At 50.8% G+C, this 18,257-nt stretch carries 16 protein-coding genes and 2 pseudogenes; 2 read left to right on the plus strand and 16 right to left on the minus strand.

Translation table 11 applies throughout. The features are described 5' to 3' along the window. Positions 1–8: 8 nt before the first annotated feature. From HRU77_02815 to pstC, 4 genes and pseudogenes are all read right to left on the minus strand, one after another. A pseudogene (locus tag HRU77_02815) lies at positions 9–191 on the minus strand (phosphate ABC transporter permease PtsA). Continuing rightward, positions 191–1,003 (minus strand): transposase family protein, encoded by an 813-nt coding sequence (locus HRU77_02820; GenBank protein ID QOJ19721.1) that lies wholly within the window; start codon positions 1,001–1,003, stop codon positions 191–193. Before HRU77_02820 ends, HRU77_02815 begins: the two are co-directional and overlap by 1 nt. 42 nt (positions 1,004–1,045) lie before the next feature. Then, positions 1,046–1,726: a phosphate ABC transporter permease PstA gene (pstA, locus tag HRU77_02825; protein QOJ19722.1), complete on the minus strand. Its 681-nt coding sequence runs from the start codon at positions 1,724–1,726 to the stop codon at positions 1,046–1,048. A gap of 9 nt (positions 1,727–1,735) precedes the next feature. Beyond that, on the minus strand, positions 1,736–2,698 hold the full coding sequence (pstC, locus tag HRU77_02830; protein QOJ19723.1) for a phosphate ABC transporter permease subunit PstC: 963 nt from the start codon (positions 2,696–2,698) through the stop codon (positions 1,736–1,738). A 99-nt stretch (positions 2,699–2,797) separates the two neighbouring features. Here pstC and HRU77_02835 point away from each other — a divergent pair, with 99 nt between their 5' ends. After that, a complete protein-coding gene (locus HRU77_02835) occupies positions 2,798–3,610 on the plus strand; it encodes a transposase family protein (GenBank protein ID QOJ19724.1) in 813 nt (270 codons plus the stop codon). Between the two features lie 57 nt (positions 3,611–3,667). Here HRU77_02835 and HRU77_02840 read toward each other — a convergent pair whose 3' ends face one another. The 9 genes from HRU77_02840 to HRU77_02880 form a co-directional block, all read right to left on the minus strand. Further along, positions 3,668–5,266, minus strand: coding sequence for a hypothetical protein (locus HRU77_02840; GenBank protein ID QOJ22041.1), 1,599 nt, complete (start codon positions 5,264–5,266; stop codon positions 3,668–3,670). A 154-nt stretch (positions 5,267–5,420) separates the two neighbouring features. Further along, positions 5,421–5,708, minus strand: coding sequence for a hypothetical protein (locus HRU77_02845; protein QOJ19725.1), 288 nt, complete (start codon positions 5,706–5,708; stop codon positions 5,421–5,423). 146 nt (positions 5,709–5,854) lie between these two features. After that, the gene (locus HRU77_02850; protein QOJ19726.1) at positions 5,855–9,055 is read right to left on the minus strand and encodes a TonB-dependent receptor; all 3,201 of its coding nucleotides are present in this window, start codon (positions 9,053–9,055) and stop codon (positions 5,855–5,857) included. A 151-nt stretch (positions 9,056–9,206) separates the two neighbouring features. After that, entirely contained in the window at positions 9,207–10,379 is a 1,173-nt protein-coding gene (locus HRU77_02855) for a hypothetical protein (GenBank protein ID QOJ19727.1), read from the minus strand. A gap of 8 nt (positions 10,380–10,387) precedes the next feature. Continuing rightward, positions 10,388–11,008 (minus strand): energy transducer TonB, encoded by a 621-nt coding sequence (locus tag HRU77_02860; GenBank protein ID QOJ22042.1) that lies wholly within the window; start codon positions 11,006–11,008, stop codon positions 10,388–10,390. Between the two features lie 20 nt (positions 11,009–11,028). Then, positions 11,029–11,433: a biopolymer transporter ExbD gene (locus HRU77_02865; GenBank protein ID QOJ22043.1), complete on the minus strand. Its 405-nt coding sequence runs from the start codon at positions 11,431–11,433 to the stop codon at positions 11,029–11,031. Then, positions 11,423–12,055: a MotA/TolQ/ExbB proton channel family protein gene (locus tag HRU77_02870; GenBank protein QOJ22044.1), complete on the minus strand. Its 633-nt coding sequence runs from the start codon at positions 12,053–12,055 to the stop codon at positions 11,423–11,425. The genes HRU77_02865 and HRU77_02870 overlap by 11 nt, the downstream gene beginning before the upstream one ends. A 1-nt stretch (position 12,056) precedes the next feature. After that, positions 12,057–13,547: a MotA/TolQ/ExbB proton channel family protein gene (locus HRU77_02875; GenBank protein ID QOJ19728.1), complete on the minus strand. Its 1,491-nt coding sequence runs from the start codon at positions 13,545–13,547 to the stop codon at positions 12,057–12,059. Beyond that, a complete protein-coding gene (locus HRU77_02880; protein QOJ22045.1) occupies positions 13,544–14,338 on the minus strand; it encodes a DUF3450 family protein in 795 nt (264 codons plus the stop codon). The genes HRU77_02875 and HRU77_02880 overlap by 4 nt, the downstream gene beginning before the upstream one ends. A gap of 229 nt (positions 14,339–14,567) precedes the next feature. Between HRU77_02880 and HRU77_02885 the strand changes: the two genes are divergently transcribed. Beyond that, positions 14,568–15,014 (plus strand): phosphate-starvation-inducible PsiE family protein, encoded by a 447-nt coding sequence (locus HRU77_02885; protein ID QOJ19729.1) that lies wholly within the window; start codon positions 14,568–14,570, stop codon positions 15,012–15,014. Positions 15,015–15,233: 219 nt separating this feature from the next. On the opposite strand, the pseudogene HRU77_02890 reads toward HRU77_02885, so the two are convergent. The 3 genes and pseudogenes from HRU77_02890 to HRU77_02900 all read right to left on the minus strand — a co-directional run bounded on the left by HRU77_02890 (position 15,234) and on the right by HRU77_02900 (position 18,104). Further along, positions 15,234–16,078 (minus strand): annotated as a pseudogene (locus HRU77_02890) (restriction endonuclease). Between the two features lie 31 nt (positions 16,079–16,109). Next, on the minus strand, positions 16,110–16,946 hold the full coding sequence (locus tag HRU77_02895; protein QOJ19730.1) for a hypothetical protein: 837 nt from the start codon (positions 16,944–16,946) through the stop codon (positions 16,110–16,112). Positions 16,947–17,435: 489 nt separating this feature from the next. Further along, on the minus strand, positions 17,436–18,104 hold the full coding sequence (locus tag HRU77_02900) for a PEP-CTERM sorting domain-containing protein (protein ID QOJ19731.1): 669 nt from the start codon (positions 18,102–18,104) through the stop codon (positions 17,436–17,438). Positions 18,105–18,257 lie beyond the last annotated feature (153 nt).

Here is an 18,257-nt window from a genome sequence, read left to right on the forward strand (position 1 = left end):
TTTTAACTTTAAAAATCGCGCTTGCGTAAGAAAATGCGCGCGGCAATGTTCAATCCGAGAACGCTCAGCGTGATCAACAGCGCGCCTGTCCAAGCCAATTCTTGCCAGTACTCGTAAGGGCTCATGGCAAATTGGAAAATAACCACCGGTAAGTTAGCCATCGGGCGGCTCATATCATCTGTAAGAAATCTCAGGGTTGTTTACAGAGAGGTTGATTGAAATAAGCGTTGAGTATTTCATAAGGGGTTGCGTTATACAAACTCTTATGGGGTTTGACGGTGTTGTAGAAGTTAATGAAACGGACAAGTTGAATACGTCGGTCAGCAGTGTCTTTAAAACAGAATTTGTTGTGCCACATGTCCATGAGCGTGCGGATCACGCGCTCAGCTTTCCCGTTGGTTTGAGGACGATTGACACGAGTAAACTTCTGACCGATACCGTGTTGCCTGCAAGCTTTGACAAAAGCATGATCGTCAGTTCCTTTAAATTCCGTGCCGTTATCGGAATAAGTGCAATCGATTTGATAAGGACATTGGGCAACAGTAGCGATGAGAAAGCAAGCGGCGCTGTATTGAGTTTTATCGGGGAAGATATCGGCATATAATTCCCTGGAGAAATCATCGATGGCCACAAACAGGTACTCGCGAGGTTCATTGGCAGACTGTCCTTTCAATAATGGAAGCCGCTTGGTATCGAGGTGAACGAGCTCGCCCGGATAAGATTTGTTATAGCGCTTCGCTTCACGCTTGAGACGTTCCTGGATGGTTTGCTCTACTTTAGCCAAACGTTTGAGGCCATACTGCAGTGTCTTGAAGCGCTGATTGGTACTGCTACGCGGAGTAAATTCCTGGAGTCTGGCTCGTTTCAGTACGTCATAAATCGTTGGCCGGCTGACGTGAAAGTATTCTGCCAGCTGAACTACCTTCCACAGCCGGGTTTGATACAGCCGCCAGATTTCCTGACGATCCAATAATGTTAAACGAGTGCGTTTGTGTATGTTCATCTACAGTATTCTCCTGAATACTGTAAACAACGCTAGAAATTCTTACATATCATCGTTCCAGAATTGATTGTTGAGCGCGGTAAACAATAACGGCGCGGTTTCGCCGCTGATACGCGCAACCGCCAATAAAATGCCGGTCATGATGCCCACTTTGGAAGCGCGCCAGGTTACGAGTGTAATCACTTTCCATTGCGGCGCGCCCAACGCGATCGCGGCCTCGCGCAAACTGTTGGGAACCAGCCGTAACATATCCTCGGTCGTACGCACGACCACCGGAATCACGATCAATGACAACGCCAGCGCGCCGGCCCAGCCGGAAAAATGCCCCACTTTGGCGACATACACCGTATAGACAAAAAGACCGATGACAATGGATGGTGCGGACAGCAAAATATCGTTCACAAAGCGTGTAGCCGGCGCCAGCCAGCCGCGTTGGTCAAATTCCGCCAAATAAGTGCCGGCCATGATCCCGACCGGCGTACCGATCAATGTCGCCAGCATCACCATGACTAAGCTACCGGCAATGGCATTCAACAATCCGCCGCTATCGCCCGGTGATGGCGTCATTTGTGTAAAGATTGCGGGACTAATACCGCCCAACCCTTTATCGAACAACGTCAGCAAAATCCAGAACAACCAGAACAAGCCGAACACCATCGCCAGCACCGAACCCATCAGGTTGATCGCGTTAATGATACGGCGGCGGGTATAAATAGGGATCATGGTGCGGCGCTAAGCGACGGTGCCTTCGCGTTTTTTCAGTTGCAACAACAGAATCTTGCAGCAAGCCAGCACGACAAACGTGATCAGGAACAAAATCAAACCCAGTTCGATCAATGCCGCGGTATACAAATCGCCGTCGGCTTCGGTAAATTCATTGGCCAAAGCCGAAGCGATGCTGTTCCCCGGCATGAAAAGCGAGGCGTGCAACTGGTGCGCGTTACCGATGACAAAAGTAACCGCCATCGTCTCCCCCAAGGCGCGGCCAAACCCCAGCATAATCCCGCCGACCACACCGCTCTTGGTATAGGGAAGCACCACGTGCCAAATCACTTCCCAGGTGGTGGCGCCGAGCGCATAAGCGGATTCCTTGAGCAACGGCGGCACAACCTCGAATACATCGCGCATCACGAAAGCAATAAAAGGAATTACCATGATCGCCAGAATAATACCGGCTGTCAGCATACCAATCCCCATGACGGCGCCCTCGAACAAAAAACCGATTCCGGCCACTTCTCCCAATGTGCTTTGAATCCCCGGCTGTATATGATGCGCAAAAAAGGGCGCAAAGACGAACAATCCCCACATGCCGTAAATAATGCTGGGAATACCCGCCAGCAGTTCGATTGCCGTTCCCAGCGGGCGGCGCAACCAAGGCGGAGACAACTCGGTGAGAAATAATGCGATGCCAAAACTGACCGGAATACCGATCGATAATGCAATCAGCGATGTAATCAATGTGCCGATGATAGGCACCAGCGCGCCGAACTTCTCAGTAACCGGGTTCCACTGGGCGCTGAACAAAAAATCGAAACCTAACGCCTGTATCGCCGGCCAGCTGCCGATAATCAAGGAGCCGATCAGCGCAACCAGCAATATGAAAACAAGCGCAGTAAAAAACCACGTCACCCGGCGAAATACCGAATCAAGCTGCCGTTGCCTCTTCAATTTCGTTGCGGGATATGTTACCGGCATCGTTGTTGGCGCGCCGGATTGCAAGCGCGTAAGGCTTATTTTAGTGATAACCTGTAAGAATTTCTAGCGTTGTTTACAGTATTCAGGAGAATACTGTAGATGAACATACACAAACGCACTCGCTTAACATTATTGGATCGTCAGGAAATCTGGCGGCTGTATCAAACCCGGCTGTGGAAGGTGGTTCAGCTGGCAGAATACTTTCACGTCAGCCGGCCAACGATTTATGACGTACTGAAACGAGCCAGACTCCAGGAATTTACTCCGCGTAGCAGTACCAATCAGCGCTTCAAAACACTGCAGTATGGCCTCAAACGTTTGGCTAAAGTAGAGCAAACCATCCAGGAACGTCTCAAGCGTGAAGCGAAGCGCTATAATAAATCTTATCCGGGCGAGCTCGTTCACCTCGATACCAAGCGGCTTCCATTATTGAAAGGACAGTCTGCCAATGAACCTCGCGAGTACCTGTTTGTGGCCATCGATGATTTCTCCAGGGAATTGTATGCCGATATCTTCCCCGATAAAACTCAATACAGCGCCGCTTGCTTTCTCATCGCTACTGTTGCCCAATGTCCTTATCAAATCGATTGCACTTATTCCGATAACGGCACGGAATTTAAAGGAACTGACGATCATGCTTTTGTCAAAGCTTGCAGGCAACACGGTATCGGTCAGAAGTTTACTCGTGTCAATCGTCCTCAAACCAACGGCAAAGCTGAGCGGGTCATCCGTACCCTGATGGACATGTGGCACAGTAAGATTCACTTTAAAGACAGCGCCGATCGACGCATTCAGCTTCTCCGTTTCATTAACTTCTACAACACCGTCAAACCCCATAAGAGTTTGTATAACGCAACCCCTTATGAAATACTCTTCGCTTATTTCAATCAACCTCTCTGTAAACAACCCTGAGATTTCTTACAACATAAACTCGAGGGGAGCGTAGATGACTACTGCAATCGGTATGATTTAAAACCGGAACGTCCACTCCTTGGTCCAATCATGATCCGCATCCTTGAATGCACCGGCATAATCGACAGCATCGAAGAAGGCATCGCCCACCGCCACACCGCCCAATGTCAATGGCGAACCGGTTTTTGGTAAGTAACCAGCCAGCAGAGGATCTTCCGTTTTGTTGCCGGATTGCGATAAGAACCAATCCGACACGGAGAATGTATGACCGTCGCCATCCTTGAAATTATTGGCGCATTGAACAAACGAGTTCTGCATCGTCAATTCGCCCGTCAAGCTGCCCGGAGATCCGGCGTTGGCATAAGTCGATGCGCTATCGATCCGCACGCAAACCGGCGATCCGGTAATCACCGAATTCCAAATATTGCCGGCTGTACCGCGGCGCAGCAAAATACCTTCCGTAGCGCCGGTATCGTTACGGCCGATGATGGTGAAATTGGATAAAACAGGGTGTGCGCGCGGCAAGCTGTCGTGATTTTTCTCGTTATTGTCCGCTTCGATACCGCGATCACCCACACCTGACGATTGTTTGACCAGAACAAATTGCGCCCGGCCCTTGAAACCGCTGGTCCAATCGAAAGCATCATCACGATTTTCAGTCAGCACCAAGTGCTTCATGTTGACCGTACCGCCGAACATTTCCACACCGTCGTCCAAACCGGCATGAACTTGCACATAATCAATCTTCGTCCCTGAACCGACACCCATCAGCGTCAAGCCGTTGAGCTCTTCATCCGGGCGGACGGCAAATCCGGCGAAAAGAATTTGCGTGTACTTAACGACACCGCTGTCATCCGTTGGATTGTTACCGCCAAAAAACTCCGAGGTAATCGCTTCAAATGGCGCTTCACACAGTGCCACACCGGCATTACAACCGTTGATCGGCGCATTGCCGGCGATCAGCAAACCGCCCCACTCACCGGGTGACTGCTGCAACGGACCGGACATTACGATCGGATTATCCGGCGTTCCTTCCGCCATGATCTTGGAACCGCGTCTTACAAACAGATAATCCGCACCCGATTCACCGAAAATTTTGGTACCGGGATTAATGGTGAGCGTTGCACTCTGCGCGTTATCACCGCCGACATAAACACCGCCCGACAAAATCCAGTTGATGTTTTTAGTCAGTGTGACATTGGTTTTAATTTCACCGCTTAAGACGCAGGAACCGGCAGTAGGCCCCGCGGCTGCGAAACTTGGACAACCCTGGAATGCGTTATTGACCAGTTGATCCACGGTAAAACGCAATGGATTGGACCCAGGCACCAATTTTAATTTGGCGTAGAAATCATCCGCGCCGACGGTAACCGAAGCGATATGCACCGCGCTGGTGTCGGAATCGAACACGTTACGTTGCCCGGTTGCCGCCGCGATAGGACTCGCCGCGATCAATTGCAAGTCGCTCCCGCGCAACTGCAATTGCGCGCTGTAAAAGGAAGAAGTGCTGCCGCTCAGTACTTCCACGACCGGCAAATTGACGATACCGCTTGCCGCATCGAAAGTTGCGGTTGCTGCGTGCCCGTTCAGCGCCGTACTACCCAGTAGCGCAACAGACACCGCGATTAATCTTTTCATAGGACCTGATTTGAACATCATTTACTTACCTCAACGTTTTATTTAGGGTAAGCAAATCTATCAAGCCAACATGACAGAGGTATTACGTTAACATGAAAATATATATTGTCATCCAGCAGACTAGCCGAAGAAAGCCATTCGTTTGAAAAATAGTTTAATCAATACCGGATGATTAAAACCGGGTCCAATGATCCGCAACGATTCGCCCGTTTTCAATGACGAAGCGGTAGTTATAGTCATCGATGCGGTAAGTCCAGACTTCCCGCTTGATATAGACAATTCCGCCGAAAGCCCGGGTTTGCACAGCGCCCAGATCGGTCCGGATATGCGGCTCACCCATATTGAGCAGCAACTTGTCCGCCAAATCGCCTTTGGAAATGATATTGCCGTTGGGTGCGCGAAAACCGCTCAACAACACAACCAACGCAACCGCAACGCACAAAAGAAAGAATTTTTTCATGAAGTAATCCTCGGTAAAAGTGGTTTATCCGCGCGGAAAACTTCCCGCTGCCGGATACCACTCTAACCCGAGGAAAATTAATGCAGACTGAACCGGTGCATGCATTTTATCCGCCGCGCAAGAGATACCGGTTCAGAAAAATTTGATTAATACGCCAAACGCACACTGAGGTTAAAAAAGCGTCCGCGGCGAAACGCCCGGGTAACTTCATCGCCTTGCGTGATGCGGACTTCGGAATCGAGCAAGTTTTGCATTGAGGCTTGCATCGATAACCCTTTGTACAAATTCTGGCTGAACACGAAATCCAGTTGATGCACGGGTTGCTCGTATTTATCCGGCGCACCCAGCACTCCGGCGGCCATAATGCGTTGGCTGGAGACGTTGTACAGTAACGTAGCCTGCGTTTTCCACTGCGGATTGTCGTAGCCGATCTGGAAATTGACGATTTGCGCGGAATGGCCTTGCAGCGGCCGCTCGTTCGTCGTTTGCGCTTTCAGATTGTCGGCATTCAATTGCACATTCGATGCCGACCAGGTGTAGTTGCCGCCAACGTAAAAATTCTGCAATACGGGATGCACAAAATCCAGCTTCTTCAGCAACTCCAACTCAAATCCATAGATATTGGCTTTATCGGTATTTTGATACGTGTTGAGCCCGGCGGTCCCCGGCACTGCAACCAATTCAATCGGCTTGGTTAAATCTTTCCAGAAAAAACCGGCAAAGATATTTTCTGTCGGCGACAGATAATATTCCCAGCGCAAGTCCCAATTGGTAATCGCCGTCTGTTTCAGATTGGGATTACCGACGGTCTCCTGATTGGTATTGATATCGGTAAAAGGCGCCGACGATAATTCCCGGAAATCCGGGCGCGACAACGTTTGACTGAAACCGGCGCGCAGCTGCTGCTTATCGGTCAGGAATAGCGTGGCCACCACGGACGGCAGCATGTCCACGCGATTCAGTCTGGCCATCGTAGGCGTGTTCGTCAGGGTAAAAGTATTGACTTTCTGGTCATTGTCTTCCCAGCGCAATCCGCCAGTGATGTTGAGCCGGTCGTACAGCAGCCAGTCCATTTTTCCATAATAGGAAAACAGATCCTGGGAAGCGGTATATTTATCGCTGGGACGCGTCACTTCGCGCAACTGGAATCCGTTAGTGCCGATATATTGCGGCCGCAATATGCTTTCCAGCGACGATTGCGCGAAAACCGCCGGATTAAAGCCATCCGGGCCGACCGGAAAATAGTTGAAGCGCTGGATACTGGAATCCCGGCTTTTGCTTTGCGCGATAAAACCGCTACCCAGCGTAATCTTATGGTTGAACGACGGTTGCACCGGCAACTTTCCATCCACCCGCCAGCTCTGATCCTTATCCACTAAATCCGCGTACATGACCTGATTGTTATCCGCGCGCTGGGCAAAAAAGTAGTTGCCCTGCCTATCGGCGTCAAAACGGTAATCGCGTGTTTTAGGCTCCTCCCGGTTGGCAGTGGCGTTGGTATACAGCCAGTTGATCGACAAATCCCTCAGCCAGTCGAATTGATGCTCACCGCCCACTTGCGTCATCAATAATTGATTGGTAAAAAACTTCAGCCGCGTTCTGCGGATATCGTTGGTTTCCGCATCGGTAAATCCTTGGGAAATTCTGGCTTCGTCAATCGCCTGACGCAGAAACATCGTACGCGCGAATAGCTTGTGCTGATCCTTGTATTGCAGTTCCGTCCCTGCATAGCCGGTCAATTGCACTTCGCTCAACGAACGCTGCATATAAAAATCCTGAATTTTTCTTAAACTGCCGTCGCTCGTATCGGCAGCGACAAATTCGCGATTGATTTCATTTTGCTTTCTGAATTCGCGCTTCCAGCCCGCCGCACCGATATAACCCAGGCGGAAATCACCGAAGGTGAAGCTATCGCCCATCGATGCCTGAATACCGGTATCGGGTGCGCGTTTCTTCCTGTCCACGTTCCACACCCCGGATAAATCCTCGCCGAATTTTTCAATCTGCCCCGGTGTAAATCCGTTCGGATTAAAAATAGACGCCGGTTTTATCGTGCCGCCATCCTTGGTCGCATCGGCAAGAGAATCCGGCAACGCACGCGCGCCATCGTCGTAGCTCGTAAAATCAGCCCCGCCGCCTTTGTATGTCAAACCATCCTGAAACGTCGTATTGTCGTTCATACCGGTTTGCAAATTCAGATTGAAGAAAAAGGCGTCGGGAATGCCGCGCGTGCGCAATTCTATCGTACCGCCGGCGAATTCCGCGGGACGATCGGGCGAATAGGTTTTCTGCACCATGACGCTTTCCAGAATATTGGTCGGGAACAAATCCAGCGGCACCACACGCCGGGTCGCATCCGGACTGGGAATCGCCGCGCCGTTGACCAAGGTCGAGGAAAAACGCTCGCCCAATCCGCGTATGAAGATGAATTGACCACCCACCAGCGTTAACCCGGAAGCACGACGCAAGGCGCTAGCGGCATCGCTATCCCCTGCCCGGCTGAATTGTTCGGCGCCCAAGACCGTGGCAACCGATGTGGCTGTTTTTTGCTCTTCGATCACCGACGCCACGGTTCCCGCCAAATGAGGTTCCAGCACCACATATTCGGCCAGCTCAACGCCCGCGGGCGTTAATTTAAAACTGACCGGCGTATCCTGATCTTTGGCAATTTTCACTTCATCCAGCGTCTGGCTGCTATAAGCGTTGTGCAACAACGAAACGCTGTAACTGCCAGCGGGAACCGTGGCGCTGATCCGGCCTTGCTCATCGGTGCGAAATCTTTCTTTCAACCCGCTCAAAAATACCTGTACGTCTTTAACCGGTTTTTGTGTTTCCGCCGATAGCACTTGCACCGTAATCGTGCCTTCGCCTTGATCGCGTTTTGGCTCACCGGCAACAGCGCCCGCCATCGTGCCCGCCACCGAACTTTCAATGTTCAGCAGCGGCTTTTTTCTACCGGAATAAAACGTGACCAGAATTTGCGCATTTTCCGCGGAACGCAGCGGCAGATCGAAGGTAAATTCCTGATCTTTCGTTTTTACAGTGAACTGATAAACACCGGGCGGCAGTTTTCCGGCCAAGCTGCCGTTGGCATTGGTTCTCAGCGGCACATCACCGCCCGGCCGCCAGGTGTAAGTCGCCGGTGTCGCCTCGAAAATCAGAACTGCGCTGGATTTGCCGTACGATTCGCTGCTGATGGACAACTCAGCATCCGCGACCGGTAGACCATTCTGAAACAAATGAATCGAGAACTCGGCTTGCTCCTCGCTTCCCCAGGCTGGGGCGCCAGTCAAAACAGCCGCAAGTAAACAGCAGGTCCAGAAAATTTTTGTTAGTTTTGTATTCATTTGGCGTAACAAGCCCCTTCCCCACGGGCAAACCGGTTGCGCGCGCAGGTCAATTCTTGGTTAATCAAAAAGGAAAATTTCGCGGGCGGGTGTTAAGGCGGCATAGACAGGTTGACGGCGGGAAACGGCTCCGGCGCCGCCGGTGATTGCATTACGTGCATTGCCATGGCTCGGTTTTACAAACTTCCATCAGGCGGCGCAATTCGGTGCCTTTTCTGAACAATTCGGCATTTTTCAGATGATCGAGATGCTTATTGGCATCGGCAAAGCGGCGGCTGGAAAACAACGCATAGGCCAGCGCATAGCGCACATCCTGATCCTCCAGCAAACCGGTGCGGTACAAGCTGGATTCCATATTGGCCGCGCGCTCAAACTGCTTTAACGCCAGAAGTATGGATAACCGCTGCTTCAGCTTAATTTTCTGGTCGCCGACACCCTCGTTCAACGTCAACGCTTTGTGCAACCGCCCGGCGCGGCGGTAAATTTCCGCCGCTTCCGCTTGCAAAGCCGGATTCAGTAACGCTGCTTGCTCCAGAATGAACGCCGCGGAATTCAATTGCCCTTGATCGAGATAGGTATGCGCCAGCAACTTGGCCACCATCTCATCTTGCGGAAATTTCAAACGTGCGACTTCCAGAATATTCGATGCCTCCTGATATTCGCGGCTCAAGCGCAGCGCATTGCCGAATGCGACATAATCGGCGGCGCTGGCGTTGGATCGGTGCAGATAATCCCGGCCCAGCTTGACGGCTTCCTGATAAAGCCCCAACTCAACCAAATAAAAAACTTTGCGTTTGAGAAAACGTAAATCGGCTGGGAAGGCTCTCTGGCCGTCGTTCAATGCATTGATCGCTGCTTCCGTATCTTTCAAATGCCAATACGATTCCGCTTTCAAGCTGATCAAGCTGGCATCTCTGTTGATCAGATCACCGGCTTTGCCGATGGCATTGACGGTATTACGGTAATCTTTCAACCCGAAATACGCTTGCGCCAGATAAATGAAAATCGAGCGGTCTTGCTGGCCGTTCTTAACCGATTGTTGCAAGCTGTCCCGGGCGGCTTCGAGATCGTTCAACCCCAAATAGGCTAGCCCCTGCAGCGTATAAAACCGCGCCAGATCGGTTTTCTTGTTGCCGAGATCGACGCTTTGCAACGCCAGCAACGCACGGTCGTGGTGACCGTCTTTCAGCATCACCGCCGCCAGTTCGATAAAGTCGGTCGATTGCACCTTGTTCGCGGCCGCCTGAACGCCGTGTACGTAACAACTCAGCGCGATGGCGGAGTAAACCAAAAAATGAAACGCCCAGTTCGATCGGTTGTTCATATCAGCCATCAAGACAGATCGAAACGAATTTTTTGTTTCGCCCAAACCCGCACGGTTTCGCCCTTATACTTGGCCGGTTCGAAATGCCAGTTGCGAATACCCTGTAACGCCGACGCATCGAAGATGCCCGACGGACTCGATTCCAATACTTGCACTTGGTTGATCGAGCCGTCGGTTTCAACCAACACCGACAGCAGCACATAACCTTTGATGCCATTCTTTTTCGCTGCCGGCGGATATTTGAACGATCCCCGCGCCACCGGTTTGGGCGGCACATCGACCAGATCGGCGGTCATCACCGCATGACCGGTCTTGCCGAGTAAACCGTCGTCGATCTCCCGCGAACCGCCATCCAGTCCGAGCGATCCCAAATCGATGCCGGATAGCGCGGTATCCAATCCTTTGAAAGGCGCTGGTGCTTGCGGCCGCGAAACCGGCTTTTTCGGCTCCACTTTCTTGATTTCTTTTTTCGGTTCTTGCTTGATTTCCCGCGTCATGGCGATTTCCGTCACTTCCTGCGGCGGCGTGCGTTCGATCTTTCCCATGTAGTGATTCATAATCACGATCAGCGCGAACACCATTGTCACACCGGCCAGCATCGATACCGCACCGGCCATATGCCGGTTCATTGTTGTCTTACTCATAGTCATTACCCCGCTTCTTTTTTCGTTGCCACACCGACGCTCTCGGCACCCGCCAAGCGCGCCTGATCCACGACTTCCACCAGCCGTCCCGCCGCGACACCTTCATCGGTCACGACCAGCACGATTTTGTTGGAAGCCGTGCTCAATAAATCCCGCAGTTTGCTTTGAATCAGCCACAACCGTACCGGCTCGCCGTCGAGATAGGTGTCGCCGTTGCGGTCGATGAACAGCCGGATCGCTTTGCTCGACGCCGCCACCGCGCTATTCGCCTTGGGCCGTTCCAAATCCAGTTTCATATCCTTGACGAACGTCGTGGTCACCATAAAGAAGATCAGCAGAATGAACACGATATCGATCAATGGCGCCATGTCGATGGCTGTTTCGGCTTCGGCCGGTTCGTTATTTCTTATCATGCATGACTCCGCTAGAAGGTTGAGGCTGGACTTGATGGCACAGCAGATCTTTCACCTGTGCCAGATCGAGCTCGATTTGCTGCTGCTTGCGTGTGAGGAGGCTATGCGCCAGCAGTCCCGGAATCGCCACGGTCAATCCCATTTGCGTGGTGAACAGGGCTTGCGAAATGCCACCGGCGATACCGCCGGATTGCGAGTGCAAGGTCATGGTCGCCAACGAATCGAAGGTTTCGATCATGCCGATCACCGTACCCAGCAAGCCAAGCAACGGCGCAATGAGAATGACGACGCGCACCAGCACGGCAAACTTGGCAATTTCCCGTTCGTATTGATAAAAAACCGCATCGAGATGACGGCGCAGATTATTGACGCCTTTTCTTTGCAGCCGCACGCCTTGTTTAATCGCGCGGGCAACGATATCAGCCGCGGGCCGGTCATCGTCCTGCTGGTAATACTTCAACAAATCGCGCACGCCCATGCGTTTCGGTTCCTTCATCACCCAGAACCGGTAACCGAGGCCGTACCACAGCAGTAATGTGCACAGCACCAGCGGCGGCATGACAATGCCGCCTGCGGCGAACATTTCCTTAATAAGAATCCAGAGTTCGATGGTGTCCATCTCAGGCATTACCCAAGGCCAATGGCAGCTCACCGGCATCAGCCGCACTCAGTCCGTCGACATCGACGCCACCACCCAAAAAGACATTGACAATCCGCAACGCGGCATACTCCATGTCGCGTTTGATATTCCGGGCCCAGGCCGACAATAGCGACCCCAGTAGCAACGCCGGAATGGCAACGATCAAACCGAGTTCGGTCGTCACCAGCGCAATCGAAATTCCTTCCGATAGCAGTTTGGGATCGCCGGTGCCGAATTCGGTGATCATGTCGAAGGTTTCAATCATCCCCGTCACCGTACCGAGCAATCCGAGCAGCGGCGCCACCGAGGCGACTACCAGAATCGCCGGACCGAACCGGTCAAGCGGTCCCGATTCCTGCAGAATGGCTTCATAAACGATGCCTTCCATGTGATCGCGGTCGTCTTTCAAGTGGCGCAAGGTGTAGTGCAACACCCGCCCGATTGCGGTGGTATGGTCTTCGCAGCTTTTCTTGGCGGCTTCGAGATCACCGTCCGCCAGTTGCCGCGTGATTTGAGCGCTCAAGTGCGCGGTACCGGCGCTGTTGGCGCGCAGTAAATACGCGCGGATCAGCACCAGCACACCGGCAAAACCGCCCAGTATCACAATCACCCAGCCGATCGGACCGCCCGAATCGATAATGCCGAGCACGGTTTTTTCCGGCGCTTCGTCGATAGCCGTGGATCGCGATTCGAATAAATACAGCTGCAGTACCGCCGGTTGCTCGTTTTTGCTCAACGCCGCGGCGTTTTCCGCACCGGCGTTTTTCCATACTTTGAAGTCGCCGCCGCCCGCGGGCACCAGGCTGCCGCCGCCTTCCGCGCTGATGCCGTAAGCCGCGATACTGCCCAAATGAATCAGCACCCCTTCCGCTTGCTTGCCGTTCGCGAGGAAGAAATGCCCCGGTTTGGTTTGAATGCCGCCGAGTTTTTGCAGCAACGGCAGCGCTTGTGTGAATAAAAAGCCGACCTTCTCCGGATCGTTGCCTTTGGCATCTTTCATCGCTGGCGGCATTTCGATGCCGTGATTCTTCAGCGTCATTTCCGCTTGCAGATAAGTCGATTCGAGCGCATCGTGCCGTTCGGAAACGGATGCTTCCTTGCGTTCCGATTCGGCTAGTTGCGCATTGAGTTGATCGATTTTGGCCGAACGCTCGACCGTACCGCGCTCCAAGGAGTTGATCTTGGCGCCCAATGTCTGTTCTTCGCGTTGCGCGCTTGCTTGATAATTTTTCAGGCGTTCGCTCAACTCGCGTTTCTGCGCTTCCAAAAAAGCGTACTCGCGCTTGTAAGCAGTTTCCAGGCTGACAGCTTCCTGTTTCGCCGCCGGCTGTTTTTTGGCGGTTTCCGGTTTTCCTTCCGGCGCGGATACCGTAACGTTCTCACCGACTGCCGCATCCTTGGATTGCTGCGCATAACCGGGATTGGCCCAGGCCGTCATTAGCAGTAACAGAGCAAATAACAATGTTTTCATTTTCTTAATGGATTGGGTAATTCGAAATAACCTTGGCGGATTTGTTTTTTCAGCGAATCGAACAGCGTGCGGATGCGCTCGCGGTCGGGACTATCTCTAGCCGTTTCAAAAACCCAACCACCGTCGGCGGATCGTCTTGCCATACCGCTCTGGTTATCCTTGGTTTGGAAGAACATGAAGACCGTGCCGAGCTTGGCGATATCGGCCAGCACTTTTTCCCCGTTCAGCGGGATCGTTTGCTGGTAAATCCCATTTTCCTTGCTCAACCGCACTTCATCCTCGATCAGCGACCAGGCTTGGTTGACCGCTTTGCTCGGATCGATTTGCTGATGAGCCAGGTTGTGTTCCAGATCGTTGATCGCCTTGACGCGGTCGTCGACTTTGAACGGAAATCCGTTTTGAATGTGGCGCTTGTACTCGGCCAGAGCAGTCAGCAGCACCGGTTTCAGATGCGCGCCGGATTGTTCCGCTTGCTTAGCCGTGACACCTGATTTTTCGATGGAATGCTGTAATTTCTCGATGCTCAGCTTCTGGCGGCGTTCTTCGACGCTCAAATCCACCAATTGCAAATTGAGCGCCGCCATTTTGCTGCCGTGCTTTTCCTTTTCAATATCCAACTGCGACTGCAAGGTCTCGACCTCGCCGCGGATTTTGGCCAGCGATTTCGCTAGATTTTCTATGCTACTGGCCGTCGCCGGTAGCGCTGCCGCCAGCAGCAGCGAACCGCTCAGCGCCATGATTTGTTTTGATAACCGAATACGCATACATCCCTCATTAAAGATGCCATGCATACTACAAGCCGGATATTTCACTTTCATGACAATTCGATGTCATTTCATGTAGCGCTGGCAAGGGTGAGATGGATTCATGACAGGTTGTAAATATGTGTCACAGGGCACTGAAGATTATGATTTGCAGCGCAGATTTTCCAAACGCACCGGAAACATCTGACCTGTCATGAAACTTTTATATTGCGCCGCTAAGATGGCAGTCCATGCGAAGTCACAGAGGAGAAAACAGATGACCAATCAATCGATTGCCAAAGAGAAAAGCGTATTTTTATTGACCGATAGCGATTGGCATACGCGCACGATTCAGTTCATCGTGGGTATTTTGATGCTGGCGCTGTACGTGTGGATTGCCGCGGGTGTGCTGAATTTACTGTTCAATTTGCCAGAGATTCTGAAGAACGGTTGGGCGCAGATCGCCGAGCACATCATCGTCGACATCGTACTGATCCTGGCGATTCTCGAGTTGATCCGTATTTTGCAATCCTACCTGTCGGTCGGGCGCGTCAAGGTTACATTCATCCTAGACGTGGCGCTGGTAGTACTGATCGGCGAATTGATCGGGCTTTGGTATAAGGAATACACATCGGTCGAAGTCGGTCTGCACATCGCTGCCATCACCATGCTGATCTTACTACGCATCGTATCGATCCGGTTTTCGCCGAATACGATTGATTGACTGAGAAATGAGCCGATTAAACCCGGCAGCGGAGCATGGCTATGTGAACCCAAGCCCTAGGTATCTATGGAATCATAATATTAATTACAGCTGAGGATGGCATCGAGATTGGAGCGGCAGCACTAAACGCTTGATATTTTTGAATTTGGTGGTAAGTTCATGTTGCCATGAAGAGAAAGGCGTATCCCTTGCCTGTGGTGGAAACAACTTATCGCTACTTTAACCAAGAGTCCTAATACCGCGACACCTTGGAAATTCAACACAACCCCAGAATGTTTTTCCAGAATTCGTTCCCTTTCTTGCTATACGCTTGACCATTACATTGCCGCACTGAGGACAATTCGGCTCAGCAGCGGCTATTAAAGATATCGATTCCTGATCATTCCTCTTTGCGGTAGCTGACTGATTTAATTTATTCTTATGAACTCCCACAATCATTGCAGTCAGCATGGATCCATCGACCAATTCAATATTTTGTCCTTTGGCAAAAGACTGTGCTTCCGAAGTGAAAATACCTGAAGTGACAACAAATCCACCCACGGCTCCTTTTGTAATCATCACACCAAGCAATTCACGCACAACATTGACCGACACTTTATAAGCGCGCCACTGCTTACACTGAACGAGGAATACTTCACCACCTTTCTTGAGTACCAGATCAATTCCCTCATCGGCTCCTCCACCGCCATTCTCAATAACCGGAAAACCTCGCCTACGAGCAATTCAAAATCTTTCCAACTAATATCGTGCAGCGGATCATTCGATTTTTCATTGCGAGCAACCCAGACAAGATTCTTACGTTTGCGTTGTTTAAGAAAAGATGCCAGTGCACCGGATAAAAACAGCAGCGGTAAAATGTATTGTCCGTAATACGCAAACATTCTGATCATCTGTCCGGCAACCTGGTGGCCAATTTGTCCAGGAACTGCCTGGATTGGTGTTTCAAGGATAGCGTAAGGTTGTAAAAGAACGTAAACCGCAACAGCAAGAGCGATTCCCACCCACCAAGGCAATGTTGCAGTTATTTTGAGTAAGTCTTCAGCAATGCCATTTCTTCTAGCCATTATTTTCTCCATTATTGGATGTTAATTGTGATCAAGGCTTACGGATTCGATAGAATGTCCGGGATCCTCCATGCGGTAATGCTTTATCCCATATTTCAAACAGGTTGGATGCAATCAATAGCTTTTTGAAGGAATGATGACCATAAGTTGCTTTCATCTGAGCGACATCATCGGCCAACTGCATATGCACCAGTTTCCCCGCATGTGCAAGGCAGGCCCACCCGTCAGCACGGCCAATCTGCATCGCAATGTCACAAAACAACTGTATCAACGGGCTTTGCTGAAGCCACAATAACTCGAATTGCTGAATAAAGTCATCAGAAGCCATATACCTGGCTTGCATTTGCCTAGCTTGCTGCATGGTCCCGGCTACGGATTTCAAATGCTCCCAAACAAGCAAGACCTTCTCCCTTTGCTTATCGAGATCGTCACTGGCTAAAATTAGACTTTCAGGGGAATCGGGGTGCCAATCAGGTAAGAAATGATGAACCAGCCGATTGCGTTCCTCACGCATCATTTCAAAGGCTTCGAGTTGGTTTTTAGCAAAATCTGCATCAGCGGCAATTTTAAATGAGGAAGATAACCACGGTTCCGTCAAATCCCTTGGTCCTTGCGGTTCTTCATCAGATGAAGATAATATTTCGTCAAAATACTGCTTGATGAGTTGTCCCATCATGTCTTTCTGCATTCCGTCGATACGCTGTTCCCGGTTTATCGCTAATTCACGGGCATAGCCTTGCACTTTTGAGTTTCCCAGAATCATTTTCAGCAATCCCTCGATTTGCTGAAATATCAACAAGTTTCTGCCAATTTTACGGAACACTTCATCTTTCAGGCTTGGTGGTGAACTGTGTTGTTCTCGATCCATCAGGGAATGTTCTGTTGTTAAGACATTTCACCTGTAACGGCGCCAATTCCTATGAAATGAGTTAGAGACTACCCGCAATATCCAATTAATTAATCGATCGATGAGCAGGTATGCGAAAAATCAAAAAAAATTGCGGTGTACAACCAATGAAAATCCGCTTACGGTGCATGAATGTGTCGCAACCCAGAAGTTTGAAAGAGCTTCAAACGAAAGGCCATACTCAAGGCAGCGCATGCTGAGTGTGCATTCATATACTTAAATCGCGCTTATCGCATCGAGGTGCCGGATTGCTACGTTTTTGAAACACTTCATGAGTACGACACATAACCCCGAACAGTGGCAATAGCGCCAATCATGAACAACCCTGTGAACCGCTTAGTCGACTTCCATTTTTCCAATTCATGAGGGTAAAATCTCAATAACCCTTTTGAGTAGATCGGAAATCCAAGAAGACTGCAGATTCACTGGGTCATAGTCAAAATTGTGCATTCATCCTTTTCTACGGTGCGCCACGAAACAAATAAAGAATAATCCAGTCAGTAACATAGCGTAGGTTTCTGGCTCTGGTATAGCAGGAGCAAAGGTAGAAAATGTAGCGTAGCCATTTTCACTGAACGACGGTGAAAGATCGATTCGACCAGTTGCTATTTCGGCATAAGCAGTTGCATTGGTATCGACGTAAAAGAAACGAGTTTGCGAGCCCTGCGGAACATCGCCGAATCCCCAGGAGAAGCTTACAACGTCTCCATCAGCTGTACGAAATGCGTCAGCAGGCTCTACAACACCCAAACCGTCCGTACGCCAGCCGACGTTGGTTGTGAAGCCCGAAAAACCATCTCGCGACACCACTAAGGGATAGACATCCGGTTTGGTAATCAAAGTAATGCGATAGTAGAAATCGTAGGTGCCATCCACCGAATGCACCACTCGATCTTCAATCTCGACCTTAAAGGGGTTTCCGCTGGACGTAAAAGTCCCCTCTACGGTGCGTACGACATCCTCTACAATCGGCCCGGCCAACTGCGGCTCCAAGGCTACGGAACTGCCGGGCAATGGGGTAATAAATCCGCCAGGCGCCAATGCCGCGGCATGAATCGATGATCCAAACAATAAACCGATGCTTGCACCAGCAAGCGTATACATGAGGCGATAAGACATTTTTTTCTCCTTTAAAAGGAATTTATCAATATGAAACTATATAAAGTGAGCAACCTTTTAGAATAAGAACGGTTACCGCAAAATAATGCCGGCTCACCAGGTACTCCACCGCTTATCTAATAATATAATGCCACTAACTATTTGTAAAAAAAG

Source organism: Gammaproteobacteria bacterium, from assembly GCA_015709615.1.
Classification (GTDB): Bacteria; Pseudomonadota; Gammaproteobacteria; order Burkholderiales; family Nitrosomonadaceae; genus Nitrosomonas.

Bases quoted from the DNA above. Each gene is read 5' to 3' on its own strand.
- HRU77_02845 (QOJ19725.1), bottom strand. From the start codon at position 5,708: ATGAAAAAATTCTTTCTTTTGTGCGTTGCGGTTGCGTTGGTTGTGTTG.
- pstC (QOJ19723.1), bottom strand. From the start codon at position 2,698: ATGCCGGTAACATATCCCGCAACGAAATTGAAGAGGCAACGGCAGCTT.
- HRU77_02835 (QOJ19724.1), top strand. From the start codon at position 2,798: ATGAACATACACAAACGCACTCGCTTAACATTATTGGATCGTCAGGAA.
- HRU77_02900 (QOJ19731.1), bottom strand. From the start codon at position 18,104: ATGTCTTATCGCCTCATGTATACGCTTGCTGGTGCAAGCATCGGTTTA.
- HRU77_02885 (QOJ19729.1), top strand. From the start codon at position 14,568: ATGACCAATCAATCGATTGCCAAAGAGAAAAGCGTATTTTTATTGACC.
- HRU77_02870 (QOJ22044.1), bottom strand. From the start codon at position 12,055: ATGGACACCATCGAACTCTGGATTCTTATTAAGGAAATGTTCGCCGCA.
- HRU77_02820 (QOJ19721.1), bottom strand. From the start codon at position 1,003: ATGAACATACACAAACGCACTCGTTTAACATTATTGGATCGTCAGGAA.
- HRU77_02850 (QOJ19726.1), bottom strand. From the start codon at position 9,055: ATGAATACAAAACTAACAAAAATTTTCTGGACCTGCTGTTTACTTGCG.
- pstA (QOJ19722.1), bottom strand. From the start codon at position 1,726: ATGATCCCTATTTATACCCGCCGCCGTATCATTAACGCGATCAACCTG.
- HRU77_02840 (QOJ22041.1), bottom strand. From the start codon at position 5,266: ATGTTCAAATCAGGTCCTATGAAAAGATTAATCGCGGTGTCTGTTGCG.
- HRU77_02880 (QOJ22045.1), bottom strand. From the start codon at position 14,338: ATGCATGGCATCTTTAATGAGGGATGTATGCGTATTCGGTTATCAAAA.
- HRU77_02855 (QOJ19727.1), bottom strand. From the start codon at position 10,379: ATGAACAACCGATCGAACTGGGCGTTTCATTTTTTGGTTTACTCCGCC.
- HRU77_02895 (QOJ19730.1), bottom strand. From the start codon at position 16,946: ATGGATCGAGAACAACACAGTTCACCACCAAGCCTGAAAGATGAAGTG.
- HRU77_02860 (QOJ22042.1), bottom strand. From the start codon at position 11,008: ATGAACCGGCATATGGCCGGTGCGGTATCGATGCTGGCCGGTGTGACA.
- HRU77_02875 (QOJ19728.1), bottom strand. From the start codon at position 13,547: ATGAAAACATTGTTATTTGCTCTGTTACTGCTAATGACGGCCTGGGCC.